9 protein-coding genes, 3 tRNA genes, 3 rRNA genes and 1 pseudogene are annotated in these 13,525 nt (G+C 37.3%); 5 read left to right on the top strand and 11 right to left on the bottom strand.

What is annotated here, in order from left to right; translation table 11 throughout:
* Nucleotides 1-23: 23 nt before the first annotated feature.
* The 4 genes and pseudogenes from H1R17_RS09140 to H1R17_RS14260 all read left to right on the top strand — a co-directional run bounded on the left by H1R17_RS09140 (nucleotide 24) and on the right by H1R17_RS14260 (nucleotide 2,505).
* The gene (locus H1R17_RS09140; protein ID WP_220458691.1) at nucleotides 24-1,814 is read left to right on the top strand and encodes a cytochrome-c peroxidase; all 1,791 of its coding nucleotides are present in this window, start codon (nucleotides 24-26) and stop codon (nucleotides 1,812-1,814) included.
* A 160-nt stretch (nucleotides 1,815-1,974) separates the two neighbouring features.
* Nucleotides 1,975-2,190, top strand: a complete 216-nt coding sequence (locus H1R17_RS14270; RefSeq protein WP_317164274.1) for a hypothetical protein — start codon at nucleotides 1,975-1,977, stop codon at nucleotides 2,188-2,190.
* 33 nt (nucleotides 2,191-2,223) lie between these two features.
* Nucleotides 2,224-2,358, top strand: a pseudogene (locus H1R17_RS14265) (GNAT family N-acetyltransferase); the annotation flags it as partial.
* Between the two features lie 15 nt (nucleotides 2,359-2,373).
* Nucleotides 2,374-2,505, top strand: a complete 132-nt coding sequence (locus tag H1R17_RS14260) for a hypothetical protein (protein WP_317164275.1) — start codon at nucleotides 2,374-2,376, stop codon at nucleotides 2,503-2,505.
* A gap of 122 nt (nucleotides 2,506-2,627) precedes the next feature.
* Here the strand turns inward: H1R17_RS14260 and rrf are convergent.
* From rrf to H1R17_RS09110, 5 genes are all read right to left on the bottom strand, one after another.
* Nucleotides 2,628-2,739 (bottom strand): 5S ribosomal RNA (gene rrf / locus H1R17_RS09130).
* A 186-nt stretch (nucleotides 2,740-2,925) separates the two neighbouring features.
* Nucleotides 2,926-5,806, bottom strand: a 23S ribosomal RNA gene (locus H1R17_RS09125).
* 183 nt (nucleotides 5,807-5,989) lie between these two features.
* A tRNA-Ala gene (locus tag H1R17_RS09120) sits at nucleotides 5,990-6,063 on the bottom strand.
* Between the two features lie 90 nt (nucleotides 6,064-6,153).
* Nucleotides 6,154-6,227, bottom strand: a tRNA-Ile gene (locus H1R17_RS09115).
* A gap of 69 nt (nucleotides 6,228-6,296) precedes the next feature.
* Nucleotides 6,297-7,814 (bottom strand): 16S ribosomal RNA (locus H1R17_RS09110).
* The 16S, 23S and 5S rRNA genes sit together here with 2 tRNA genes alongside, the layout of an rRNA operon.
* A 708-nt stretch (nucleotides 7,815-8,522) precedes the next feature.
* Between H1R17_RS09110 and H1R17_RS09105 the strand changes: the two genes are divergently transcribed.
* Nucleotides 8,523-8,593, top strand: a tRNA-Trp gene (locus H1R17_RS09105).
* A 36-nt stretch (nucleotides 8,594-8,629) separates the two neighbouring features.
* Here the strand turns inward: H1R17_RS09105 and H1R17_RS09100 are convergent.
* The 6 genes from H1R17_RS09100 to H1R17_RS14210 all read right to left on the bottom strand — a co-directional run bounded on the left by H1R17_RS09100 (nucleotide 8,630) and on the right by H1R17_RS14210 (nucleotide 13,124).
* Nucleotides 8,630-9,607, bottom strand: coding sequence for an outer membrane beta-barrel protein (locus H1R17_RS09100; RefSeq protein ID WP_163432228.1), 978 nt, complete (start codon nucleotides 9,605-9,607; stop codon nucleotides 8,630-8,632).
* A 114-nt stretch (nucleotides 9,608-9,721) separates the two neighbouring features.
* Nucleotides 9,722-10,750 (bottom strand): hypothetical protein, encoded by a 1,029-nt coding sequence (locus tag H1R17_RS09095; protein WP_163432229.1) that lies wholly within the window; start codon nucleotides 10,748-10,750, stop codon nucleotides 9,722-9,724.
* A gap of 9 nt (nucleotides 10,751-10,759) precedes the next feature.
* The gene (locus H1R17_RS09090; RefSeq protein ID WP_163432230.1) at nucleotides 10,760-11,386 is read right to left on the bottom strand and encodes a hypothetical protein; all 627 of its coding nucleotides are present in this window, start codon (nucleotides 11,384-11,386) and stop codon (nucleotides 10,760-10,762) included.
* Between the two features lies 1 nt (nucleotide 11,387).
* Nucleotides 11,388-11,921 carry an RNA polymerase sigma factor gene (locus tag H1R17_RS09085; protein WP_163432231.1) on the bottom strand — a complete coding sequence of 178 codons (534 nt, stop codon included), beginning with the start codon at nucleotides 11,919-11,921 and terminating at the stop codon, nucleotides 11,388-11,390.
* 117 nt (nucleotides 11,922-12,038) lie between these two features.
* Nucleotides 12,039-12,941 (bottom strand): MBL fold metallo-hydrolase, encoded by a 903-nt coding sequence (locus H1R17_RS09080; protein WP_163432232.1) that lies wholly within the window; start codon nucleotides 12,939-12,941, stop codon nucleotides 12,039-12,041.
* Between the two features lie 57 nt (nucleotides 12,942-12,998).
* Entirely contained in the window at nucleotides 12,999-13,124 is a 126-nt protein-coding gene (locus H1R17_RS14210) for a hypothetical protein (RefSeq protein WP_255489021.1), read from the bottom strand.
* Nucleotides 13,125-13,525: the final 401 nt, after the last annotated feature.

Here is a 13,525-nt window from a genome sequence, read left to right as displayed (position 1 = left end):
CAGTGTTTTCTTTATTTTATAAAATGAAATACTTTTCTTTCTTATTTATACTTTCCGTATTATTTACACAGTGTAAAGAAAACACCCAATATCAAAACAACACCACAGCAAAAGTCAAAGAGCATATTGTTTTAAATCTTCAAGATTTATCTAAAGAATTAAACCAATTTGAAGTTTTAATCAACAAAGGAAGTACGCCTAAACAATTACAAGATCAGTTTTTAAAATGCAGATTATTGTTTAAAAACACCGAATGGGCAACAGAATATTATCTACCAAAATCATCAAAATCATTAAATGGTCCGCCTTTAGATCAGTTAGATTTAGACGAAAATAAGTTTTTAGATGCTGAGGGATTTCAGGTACTTGAAGAATATTTATATCCTGAAGTAGCGATTAATGAAAAACAGGAAATGATCAAACAAATTCGTATCATTGATAATTTAATTCGCGCAGGAATAACCAATATAGAAGTATCAACTTTAACCGATTCTCAAATTTTTGATGCCTTACGTTTAGGTATGTATAAAATTACAACTTTAGGTATTACAGGTTTCGATACCCCTGTGAGCAATTTGCTTTTTCCAGAATCAAAAGAAGCCTTAAAAGGAATTCAAGATGTTTTAAATTTGTATAAATCATCATTTCAAGAACAAAAATCATTTATCAAAACCACCGATTTACTAAGCAAAGCGCAATTAAAGTTAGCTCAGAATCCTCAAAAAAACACGTTTGATTATTTAAGTTTCATAACAACTTATTTAGATCCTATTTCGGTTACCTTACACAGTTTACAAGTTGAAGCCAACATTCCTTTTGTAAAACGCATTAGTATGCTAAAACCCGAAGCAGCGTCGATTTTCGCGAAAGACGCTTTTGATTTAGACGCAGTAGCTCCAGATGTTAAATACCAATCGTCAACTGATAAAATTGCCTTAGGGAAAAAACTTTTTTACGATACCCAACTTTCTAAAAACAATGATAGAAGCTGTGCAAGTTGCCACAATCCTGAAAAAGCATTTACCGATGGTTTAAAAGTTGCTACAGATTTGGTAGGTAGTCCGTTATTACGCAACACGCCATCTTTAAACTATGCAGGTTTTTATCACGGTCAGTTTTGGGATATGCGTCAAATGGATATTGAATCATTAACCACCAGTGTCATTGAAAACAAAGACGAAATGCACGGCGATATGAAAACCATTATTGCTCTGGTTCAGAATGATGCTGCTTACTCAAAAAGCTTTAAATCGATATATGATACTAAAAAAGTAGAAGGTTGGCAGGTTCAAAATGCGTTAGCAAGCTATGTACGATCGTTAAGTACTTTTTCGTCAAAATTTGATGCGTACATGCAAGGTAACAAAAATGCATTAACAGCTGAAGAAAAGCAAGGGTTTAATGTTTTTGTAGGAAAAGGAAAATGTGCTACATGTCATTTCATCCCTTTATTTAATGGTACGGTTCCTCCCCGATTTTCATCATCAGAACAAGAAGTTTTAGGAATACCAAGCAATGCTGCCGTTACAAAATTAGACACCGATTTAGGGAGACAAATTTTTAATATGGATTTGCATCAACTTAAAAACTCGTTTAAAACAGTTACTGTTCGCAACATTGAAAAAACAGCTCCGTATATGCACAATGGTGTTTTTGCAACATTAGAAGAAGTAGTGACATTTTATAACAAAGGCGGTGGGGCCGGTTTTGGTTTAAAAGTAGATAACCAAACTTTACCCACTGATGCTTTAGACTTAACAGAAGCAGAACAAAAAGCACTCATTGCATTTATGAAAGCTTTAAATGATATTTAGTAGAAGTATATTATTAAAAAGTCTATCAAATATGATAGACTTTTTAATTGTATTTGCTATAATTACAACCAATATATGATGTGCTGATTTTTTACGCTAAATATTTACATTTATTTCTTAATTTTAGATGTAATAAAATTATCATATTATAATTCCATCTATGTACATAAGACAAGAAGAAGCAAAAGACCATCAAGAGGTATTCCAACTCATAGAAGATGCTTTTAAAGATGTAGAATACAGTGATCATAAAGAACAATTTCTAGTAGAAAGATTGCGTAAATCGGCTTCCTTTATTCCAGAATTGTCTTTAGTAGCTGTTATCAGTGATATTATTGTAGGATACATTTTGCTAACAAAAATAAAAATTGTGTAAAAAAAAGGTCAAGAAACACCATCATTAGCATTAGCTCCTGTTGCAGTTGCTCCAATACATCAAGGAAAAGGCATTGGCGAACTACTCATCCTAAAAGCGCATGAAATAGCGCGTTCATTACACTACAGATCGATTATTTTATTAGGTCATGAGAATTACTATCCTAGATTTGGATACAAAACAATGGAAAAATACAGAATAAATTTGCCTTTTGAGGCTCCAGCAGGCAACTGCATGCTTATTGAATTAACAACTAATTCTTTAAAAGATATTCAAGGAACAGTTGTCTATCCTGATGTCTTTTTTAATGACTGAATAAAGAATTAAATAGATGAGTATACAACTAGATCATTCAAAATCATCAATTCAACAGCAAAAAAACACCATTTAATTATCCAAAACAAAAAATCCCCATCATTACTGATGAGGATTCTAAAAAAAGGCGGTGACATACTCTCCCACATTAATATGCAGTACCATCTGCGCAATTGGGCTTAACTTCTCTGTTCGAGATGGGAAGAGGTGAGCCCCAACGCTATAACCACCCTAAGTTTTTGTTTAAGGTTTCACGTTTTTTTTTGTTTAAGGTTTGCAACCTTTAACTTTAAACTTGGAACTTTAAACGCAGCTTTGCTGCAATATTGTTAACATATTTTTGATACTATTCTGTAGCTATTTTAGTCTTAATACTTAATTCTAAAATCTTAATACTATAATTTATAAAGCAATCCCTAGAGCACATAAGCTTACGGGCTATTAGTATTACTTGACTATGACATTACTGCCTTTACATCTGTAACCTATCAACGTAGTCATCTTCTACGACCCTTTAAAGAAATCTCATCTTGTGGTGGGTTTCGCGCTTATATGCTTTCAGCGCTTATCCCTTCCCAACGTAGCTACTCAGCGATGCACCTGGCGGCACAACTGATACACCAGAGGTTAGTCCAATTCGGTCCTCTCGTACTAGAATCAGATCCACTCAAATTTCTAACGCCCACAGTAGATAGAGACCGAACTGTCTCACGACGTTCTGAACCCAGCTCGCGTGCCACTTTAATGGGCGAACAGCCCAACCCTTGGGACCTTCTCCAGCCCCAGGATGTGACGAGCCGACATCGAGGTGCCAAACCCCCCCGTCGATATGAGCTCTTGGGGGAGATCAGCCTGTTATCCCCGGCGTACCTTTTATCCTTTGAGCGATGGCCCTTCCATGCGGAACCACCGGATCACTATGCTCTACTTTCGTACCTGATCGACTTGTTGGTCTCTCAGTCAAGCTCCCTTTTGCCATTGCACTCTACGCACGGTTACCAAGCGTGCTGAGGGAACCTTTAGAAGCCTCCGTTACTCTTTTGGAGGCGACCACCCCAGTCAAACTACCCACCAAGCAATGTCCTCAACGTCGTCGAGTTAGATCTCAGATAAGCAAAGGGTGGTATTTCAACAATGACTAACCTACGCCTGGCGACGCAGGATCGAAGTCTCCCACCTATCCTACACATCACTTATCCAAGAACAATACTAAGCTATAGTAAAGGTGCACAGGGTCTTTTCGTCCCACTGCGGGTAATCGGCATCTTCACCGATACTACAATTTCACCGAGCTCATGGCTGAGACAGTGTCCAGATCGTTACACCATTCGTGCAGGTCGGAACTTACCCGACAAGGAATTTCGCTACCTTAGGACCGTTATAGTTACGGCCGCCGTTTACTGGGGCTTCAATTCAATGCTTCTCCGAAGATAACATCTCCTCTTAACCTTCCAGCACCGGGCAGGTGTCAGGCCCTATACTTCATCTTACGATTTGGCAGAGCCCTGTGTTTTTGATAAACAGTCGCCTGGACCTTTTCACTGCGGCCAGCATTGCTGCTGGCGACCTTTCTCCCGAAGTTACAGGTCTATTTTGCCTAATTCCTTAGCCATGAATCTCTCGAGCACCTGAGGATACTCTCCTCGACCACCTGTGTCGGTTTGCGGTACGGGTTGTAATAATCTAAGTTTAGAAGCTTTTCTTGACAGCCTTTAGGTACACTATCACTTTGCCCGAAGGCTCCGTGTACTATCGCATTTCTCCAAATCCTACGCATTTTACTATAAGATCTATAGGTACGTGCTTTAACGAACTATTCCGTCAGTTCGCGGTACTTTCACCACTGTGTCACTCCATCACAACTATTACAAGTACGGGAATATTAACCCGTTGGCCATCGACGTCCCCCTTCGGGTGTGCCTTAGGTCCCGACTAACCCACAGCTGATTAGCATAGCTGTGGAAACCTTGGTCTTACGGTGTGCGGGTTTCTCGCCCGCATTATCGTTACTTATGCCTACATTTTCTTTTCTAAACAGTCCAGCAATTCTCACAAATCACCTTCTACCCAGTTTAGAATGCTCCCCTACCACTTGTATATAATACAAATCCATAGCTTCGGTAGTATACTTATGCCCGATTATTATCCATGCTCGATCGCTCGACTAGTGAGCTGTTACGCACTCTTTAAATGAATGGCTGCTTCCAAGCCAACATCCTAGCTGTCGGGGCAATCAAACCGCGTTTGTTCAACTTAGCATACATTTGGGGACCTTAGCTGATGGTCTGGGTTCTTTCCCTCTCGGACATGGACCTTAGCACCCATGCCCTCACTACTAGTAATCATTTATTAGCATTCGGAGTTTGTCAGGAATTGGTAGGCGGTGAAGCCCCCGCATCCAATCAGTAGCTCTACCTCTAATAAACTATAATAGCGCTGCACCTAAATGCATTTCGGGGAGTACGAGCTATTTCCGAGTTTGATTGGCCTTTCACCCCTACCCACAGATCATCCCAAGACTTTTCAACGTCAACGGGTTCGGTCCTCCATTTGGTGTTACCCAAACTTCAACCTGTCCATGGGTAGATCACACGGTTTCGCGTCTACCATTACTGACTAATGCGCCCTATTCAGACTCGCTTTCGCTTCGGCTGCGTACCTGAAGTACTTAACCTTGCCAGCAACGGTAACTCGTAGGCTCATTATGCAAAAGGCACGCCGTCACCCAACGAATGGGCTCCGACCGCTTGTAGGCGTATGGTTTCAGGATCTTTTTCACTCCGTTATTCACGGTTCTTTTCACCTTTCCCTCACGGTACTGGTTCACTATCGGTCTCTCAGGAGTATTTAGCCTTAGCGGATGGTCCCGCCAGTTTCAATCAAGGTTTCACGTGCCCCGACCTACTCAGGATACCACTATGCATTACATTGCTTACCAATACGGGACTATCACCCTCTGCGGTTCATCTTTCCAGATGATTCTTATTCGCTTTGCATACAATGTCGTGGTCCTACAACCCCAAAATTGCCGTAACAACTTTGGTTTGGGCTATTCCGCGTTCGCTCGCCACTACTTACGGAATCACTTTTGTTTTCTTCTCCTCCGCCTACTTAGATGTTTCAGTTCAGCGGGTTTGCTCATCTATCGATGTGACATGTCTTCAACATGCCGGGTTGCCCCATTCGGATATCTACGGATCAATTCGTGTGTGCCAATCCCCGTAGCTTTTCGCAGCTTATCACGTCCTTCTTCGCCTCTGAGAGCCTAGGCATTCCCCATACGCCCTTATTTTGCTTATTGTGCTCTACTTTTTAATCTCAAAAGATTAAAAATGTGCTTTATATTATTTTACTATAATATTTTTCTACTTTTTAAATGTATCTCAATATGTCAATGAACTTTTCCTTTAGATAATAGAGTATAGATGATAGATAACAGACTAAGTCTATTTTCTCTTTTCTATTCTCTATCTTCTTAAGATAGTGGAGAATATCGGAGTCGAACCGATGACCTCCTGCGTGCAAGGCAGGCGCTCTAGCCAGCTGAGCTAATCCCCCGTGTTTTTAGCTTGCAGTTATCAGCCGTTAGCTTTCAGCGGATTGTTGATAACTCAACTTCTAAAATTTCCTTTTAAATAACTTAAATAGTAGTCCCGGGCAGACTCGAACTGCCGACCCCTACATTATCAGTGTAGTACTCTAACCAGCTGAGCTACGAGACTCTGTATTTTAATTATTCTTGTTTTTTGAACCAACAGTTAAAGAGTAAAAGATGCTTGAACCATCTCTAGAAAGGAGGTGTTCCAGCCGCACCTTCCGGTACGGCTACCTTGTTACGACTTAGCCCTAGTTACTAGTTTTACCCTAGGCAGCTCCTTGCGGTCACCGACTTCAGGTACCCCCAGCTTCCATGGCTTGACGGGCGGTGTGTACAAGGCCCGGGAACGTATTCACCGGATCATGGCTGATATCCGATTACTAGCGATTCCAGCTTCACGGAGTCGAGTTGCAGACTCCGATCCGAACTGTGACCGGCTTTATAGATTCGCTCCTTATCGCTAAGTGGCTGCTCTCTGTACCGGCCATTGTAGCACGTGTGTGGCCCAGGACGTAAGGGCCGTGATGATTTGACGTCATCCCCACCTTCCTCACAGTTTACACTGGCAGTCTTGCTAGAGTTCCCACCATTACGTGCTGGCAACTAACAACAGGGGTTGCGCTCGTTATAGGACTTAACCTGACACCTCACGGCACGAGCTGACGACAACCATGCAGCACCTTGTAATTTGTCCGAAGAAAAATCTGTTTCCAAATCTGTCAAACTACATTTAAGCCCTGGTAAGGTTCCTCGCGTATCATCGAATTAAACCACATGCTCCACCGCTTGTGCGGGCCCCCGTCAATTCCTTTGAGTTTCAGTCTTGCGACCGTACTCCCCAGGTGGGATACTTATCACTTTCGCTTAGCCACTCAAACCGAAGTCCAAACAGCTAGTATCCATCGTTTACGGCGTGGACTACCAGGGTATCTAATCCTGTTCGCTACCCACGCTTTCGTCCATCAGCGTCAATAAATTGTTAGTAACCTGCCTTCGCAATTGGTATTCCATGTAATATCTAAGCATTTCACCGCTACACTACATATTCTAGTTACTTCACAATCATTCAAGAATACCAGTATCAACGGCAATTTTTCAGTTAAGCTGAAAACTTTCACCGCTGACTTAATACCCCGCCTACGGACCCTTTAAACCCAATGATTCCGGATAACGCTTGGATCCTCCGTATTACCGCGGCTGCTGGCACGGAGTTAGCCGATCCTTATTCTTACAGTACCGTCAATAAGCTACACGTAACTCTTTTTCTTCCTGTACAAAAGCAGTTTACAATCCATAGGACCGTCATCCTGCACGCGGCATGGCTGGTTCAGAGTTGCCTCCATTGACCAATATTCCTCACTGCTGCCTCCCGTAGGAGTCTGGTCCGTGTCTCAGTACCAGTGTGGGGGATCTCCCTCTCAGGACCCCTACCCATCATCGTCTTGGTAAGCCGTTACCTTACCAACTAACTAATGGGACGCATGCTCATCTTATACCAATAAATCTTTATAATAAAATCGATGCCAATTCTATTAACCATAAGGTATTAATCCAAATTTCTCTGGGCTATCCCTTAGTATAAGGTAGATTGCATACGCGTTACGCACCCGTGCGCCGGTCTCAAAGCAGCAAGCTGCCTCTACCCCTCGACTTGCATGTGTTAGGCCTGCCGCTAGCGTTCATCCTGAGCCAGGATCAAACTCTTCATCGTATATTTTTTATATTTTTGATGTGTTGTTCAAGACCTCTTAGTTACCTAAAAGCTCTTACTCTTTATTCTCTGTTAATCCAATATGTCTATGAACGTATCTTCTTATTCTCTCGCCTTGTTTCTTAAAGCGGTTGCAAAAGTAGTAACTCTTTTTTAATCTCGCAAATTTTTTTTGAAAAAATTTTTAAACGATTTTTTTAACCTTAAAAAATTATGAACTTTTACAAAACTCCTTTCGGAATCGGATTGCAAAGCTACAACCTTTTTTATTTACAATCCAAATTTATTTTCTAAATTTTTATTGTGTTACCAAATCTTTAAATGAACGTTATTTCTGTAATGCGAGTGCAAAGATACCCCCTTTTATTTCCTTTTTCCTAATATTTTTTATCTTTTTTTTATCTTTTTTTTAAATAGCTTTTGCGCAAGGAGTTAGCGAGTGGGGTATCTAAATAATTATACTTTGAAATATAGAGTTGGAGGGAATATCTTTTTATTATGGTTTATTCGCCTTAAAGTTGAAAATTCAATTATTCATATAATAAGGTACTTTAGAACAAGTACTATATATATTACATAGTAAAAACAGAATATTTGATTAAATAATACTGAAAATCAAATTGTTAAAAATATATTACTTGAATTTCTTAAAAAAATTAGGATTTACGTGGGATTTGAAAGTATATTTGCAACCGAACAAAACAGCCTACGGGTGTAGTTCAAGGGTAGAATAGCGGTCTCCAAAACCGTTGATGGGGGTTCGAATCCCTCCACCCGTGCATAAAAAAACCAGCTTTAAAAGCTGGTTTTTTTATTTATAAGCCTAATTGTAAGCCTATACTCCAATAATTTTGATCTATTGCATTGTTTTTAAAGACTGGATTTAAATCGTACTTTATCACAATTTTAGCATGATCCTTACCAAAATAAGCCATTAAACCATATTGAAAATCGTTTACACCCCAATCTCCTTTTTGTTGTTCATAAATTTTATCATCTCCCACATCATATCGTAAGTGTTGTTTAGAATTAATATTGTATCCTAAATATCCACCTACCCCAAAATTATATCCTTCTGTTGTAACAAAACGTCGGTTAGCTTCATTGTATTTCTTTTCTGATGTTGAAAAATCAAACGAAACAGGAACGGTAATATATGTATTTCTTAAATAAGCATAATTTTTACGCAAATTTAAAGGAGCAGGTCTTGTAACAGTTCCATTTCCACTCATAGCAAAAAGTCTGTTCTGAGTTGTAGCCAAGCCATTGTATTTAAAACCTAAACCGTAACGAATACCCCATTTATTATTTGTTTTACTAAAAGGCGTACGCACTGCCACCCCCCACTCTACATAATTAGAACGTAAATATCCAAATTCTGAATTTGCAAAAGCACCATTGGTAGCAACATTACCAACACCTACTGCTAAATAAGGTGTGATTTTAGAATCGTATCGAACCACAGTATCCAATTGAACGCCCATTGCGTAATCAAAAGCATTCTCTTCTTTGCCCCAATTGTAATCGTAATTTACTGGCGACTCTTCTACTACTTCTACAACATTTTCTTGATCAGAGAATTTTGCAATAACCTTATATGCCTCTTTTTCTGAAACATTTCCTTCTTCAACTTGCTGATTTACTACTTCAATCTTATCTTTTAATGATAAGGTTTCACTTTCGTAAGCCGTTTTTAGAACCTGGTTATTACTAATAATAGATGTTGCATCAATTTCTTGAGCATTTACTGTAAAGCTCATTGCAACAAGTGCAAAGCAAAGTAATTTTTTCATAAATTGTTTTGTTTTTAATTGTCTAATAAGTACAACAAACGCAGCGTTTGTTACAAGCTATAAACAAACGCTGTGCCATTTTAACATTGTTTTGTGATATACATACCTAACAATCTACATTAAATTAAATACCAAACTTACATTTAATGTATTTTGATTAGCAAATGACTTTTTAAACACTTGATTTAAATTATAACTTACTTCAATATTTACAAATTTATATCCTAAATACCCACCAATACCGTAAGTGAAGTTATTTACATTGTATTTTGCTTGTGTATTTTCTCTGTATAGCTCACCATTTTTTTCATATTGTAAAGCTTTTGTCATTCCTGTGTATCCGATAAAACCACCAGCACCAACAAAGAATGATTGACGCGATTTTACGATAGTATTTCCAAATTCATCGGCTTTTCTTTTTGAAAAATCATATTCAATATAGTTTCCTAAACGAAATTCGCCCATTACTAGATTTGATTTTTTTGCAGGAAAACCAATATCTACCAAATTTGTGGTACCATTTACACTTTCTATGGTTTTATTATTATTTAACTTATATGTTTGATAATACATCTCTAAAGTAGAATTCCAATACACACGTGATAAATCTTTACCTAATCTTGTTTTTAAACCAAAGCCAGCGCCAAAACCTGTAACCGCACCATCTTTTTTGTAATAATCTTGGTCATTTTCTACCAACATAATATTTTTACTAAGGGCATATTTCACATAAAACAAAGATTTATTTTCAATTAACTGTTTTTGATACGCACTCATATCGCTACTAAAGTTAATATTGTATTCTATTTTATTATTAATCAGTGTTTTTATTTTATCTTCTTGCAGTTTGGTTGCATTTTCAATTTCCTTGGCATAAAATTCGGCTTTTTCTTTACGTAACACATCTGCTTCTGCACTAGTTAAGGTATTTGCCTCTACTTTTTTGTCAATTTCATTTAGTTCTTCCTTTAATAAGTCTTTATTTTTTTTAATGACAACATCAATATCGTATGATATATCATTCACTTTTCTGGTAAACTCATTTGCCGATTGCACCGGACGTTTATCAGTGAAAAATTCTTGAGCTTGCACGTTCATCATACAAAACATACAAAAAGCGGTGTTTAAAAATAGTTTTTTCATAAGGGTTATTTATTTATAATTTTCTACAACGGTATTTACTTCTTTTACTTTGCGCCAAAAGTTTTGACCTCCGGTGGCTGTGTTATCAATTTGACGCTCCATTTCGGCAACACGCAATAATTTATTAGGGTTTACATAAATTTCAACCTTGTTTTTTTCAACAACAGCTATGCTTTCTCTAGGTTTACTTTCAACTGCTTCCTTTATAGTAGGCACTGTTGTTTTTTCAACATATGTTTCTTGCGGTTCTTCATCTAAAACAATAGTACTTTTTTTCAACGGTTCTTTTTTATTGCTAGTAACAAGCGCTTCATTTACTTTTTTAGGCACCACATTTGTTTTATTGTTAGTTGCTGGTTGTTTTACCAAATTGTCAACCTTATCTACTTTTACATACTTTTCAACAGGTTGTTTATCTATAACAGTAGTATCCTTTGTATTAAAAAACGCCCAAACACCTATTAACAAAGCAACCGATGCCGCTATAGGCAACCAATAAACGGTTCGTTTTTGTTTTTTAGAAACTGGTTTTTCTTCATTTAAAAGATGTTCCATTCGTTCCCAAGCATTTTCAGAGGGTTTTATTTCACGCTCTTGAAAATAATCTTTTATATTTTTCTCAAAATCCTCCATCATTCTATCTTATTAATTCAATTTGTTGTTTAAGTAACTTTTTTGCGTAAGCCAACTGCGATTTTGATGTACCTACTGATATTTCTAACAATTCTGCTATTTCTTGGTGCTTATATCCTTCTATTACGCTTAAAACAAAAACATATTTACAGCCTTTTGGCAATGCATCTATTAATTTTTGATAATCATAACTGGCATCTTGCTTTACAGAATAGTCGGCTAAATCTTTTTGATGTGTATCTTCAATAAAAATCAACTGTTTTTTGGCTCTTAAGAACGATAAACATTCGCGAATCATGATTTTACGTATCCATCCTTCAAAACTTCCTTCGTTTTTATATTGATTGATGTTCTGAAAAACTTTCATAAACGCATGCAGCATCATATCTTCGGCATCGTGTACATCTTTAATGTACTGCCTGCAAATGCTTAACATTTTGGGCGAAAATTTTTCGAACAGTTGCTTTTGAGCCAATCTATCTTGGCTTACAACTTGTTCGATTAACTTTCGCTCGGAAAAATTGATAACTAAATTCAAATTTGAGTGCTTTATTATATAGACGCAAAAGAAGTTGAAAAGGTTGGAAAGAGAAATTATTTTTTTAAAAAAAATTACATTCAATAAAAAAAGCAACGAAGTTTCGTTGCTTTACCTTTAAATTCTTCCTTGTTCTTTAAGTTTCCAATAACGTAGTAAACCGTTTACCGACATCCAACTTGGATTGGCGTATTCATAGGTTTGAATTTCTTCAGTTGATAATCCTTTTAACTTAAAAGCATCGGCTGTATATTTCATGAATTTTGGAATAATTTCTGACACTGGTGTATGTGCATCATAAAAAGGTTTTATAAAATTTGCCCAATTATCTAATGCTTCTTCTAACTCATTAAGTAGTTCCGTAGGATTTTCATGTTTGGCAAAATGTGTTAAATACAAAGCCTTGGCATTGGTGTTGCGTAGTTTTTGCAACGATTGTTTCCACAACTCAATATTAATATCAGGCGGCGGACACGGAGGTACAACCGGACCATTCTCTATTTTACACCCCGCGACATCGCCCGTAAAAACCACATCGTTTAACTGATACGCGTTATGATGCACTGCATGCCCTGGCGTGTATATTACTTTAAACTGTACATCGCCAAAATCAATCACATCGCCATCGTTTGCCGCAATTAATAAGGTCTCATCAATAGGTTCCATAGTGCCCCAAAGCCTGTCCATATCATCGCCGTAAATTTGTGCAGCCGAATTCCATAATTTCTCAGGATTTGCCAAATGAGGTAATCCCATTTCATGTACATAAACCTTGGTTCCGTTTTTTGCAAACATCCAAGCCGCCCCCGCATGATCAAAATGTATGTGGGTAAGCAGCACCGCGTAAATATCAGTTACCTTATAACCTGCCTGAATAATACCTTTTTCTAATTGATGAAAGGTAGACGCTGGACCCGATTCAATTAATACAGGACCTTTTGCAGTTTTGATTAAAAAAGACCCTATGGATTCTTTTGTATTTTGAAAATTTAAATCGATTACTTGTATTTGGGCACTCATTATTATAGTTGATTTTTATTTTGGTTAAGTTACAAAAAAAGAGGTTTTCATGAAAGTTTACTCATAAACATTTGAAGTGATATCACTATCATGTCCTAAAAAAGGATATAAATTGATTTGTAATGTATGTTTATTTGTTAACGATGCTTTTAAAAAACCATTGTTACAAACAAAAAAAATCATTTTTCTACATTTATTTTTAATTATCGATACTTAAAAAGAATCATTTGCATATGCAAATCCTAAAAATGAACATTGAGAAATACAAAACCAACATTGGGAATTATAAAATGGATATCCAAAACTAAGATCTGAACATTGGAAATTACAAAATGGAATTCCAAATCTTAAAAATGAATGTCCAAAATTAAAAACTGGACATCGGAAAATAAAAAAACAATATTGGAAATTCTAAAATGGAATTCCAAAATCAAAAACTGAACATCGAGAAATAAAAAACCAACATTGAAAAAGACAAAACCAACATTGGAAATTACAAAAAAGGATATCCAAAACCTAGAAATGGACATAAATCAACAAAAGAACCACCTACTGTGTTCACTTTCTTAAATTCATCCTGAAGA

Source organism: Flavobacterium sp. xlx-214, assembly GCF_013874595.1.
GTDB lineage: Bacteria > Bacteroidota > Bacteroidia > Flavobacteriales > Flavobacteriaceae > Flavobacterium.
Note: the sequence above shows the minus strand (reverse complement) of the source record. Positions and strands in the feature narration are given on the sequence as shown.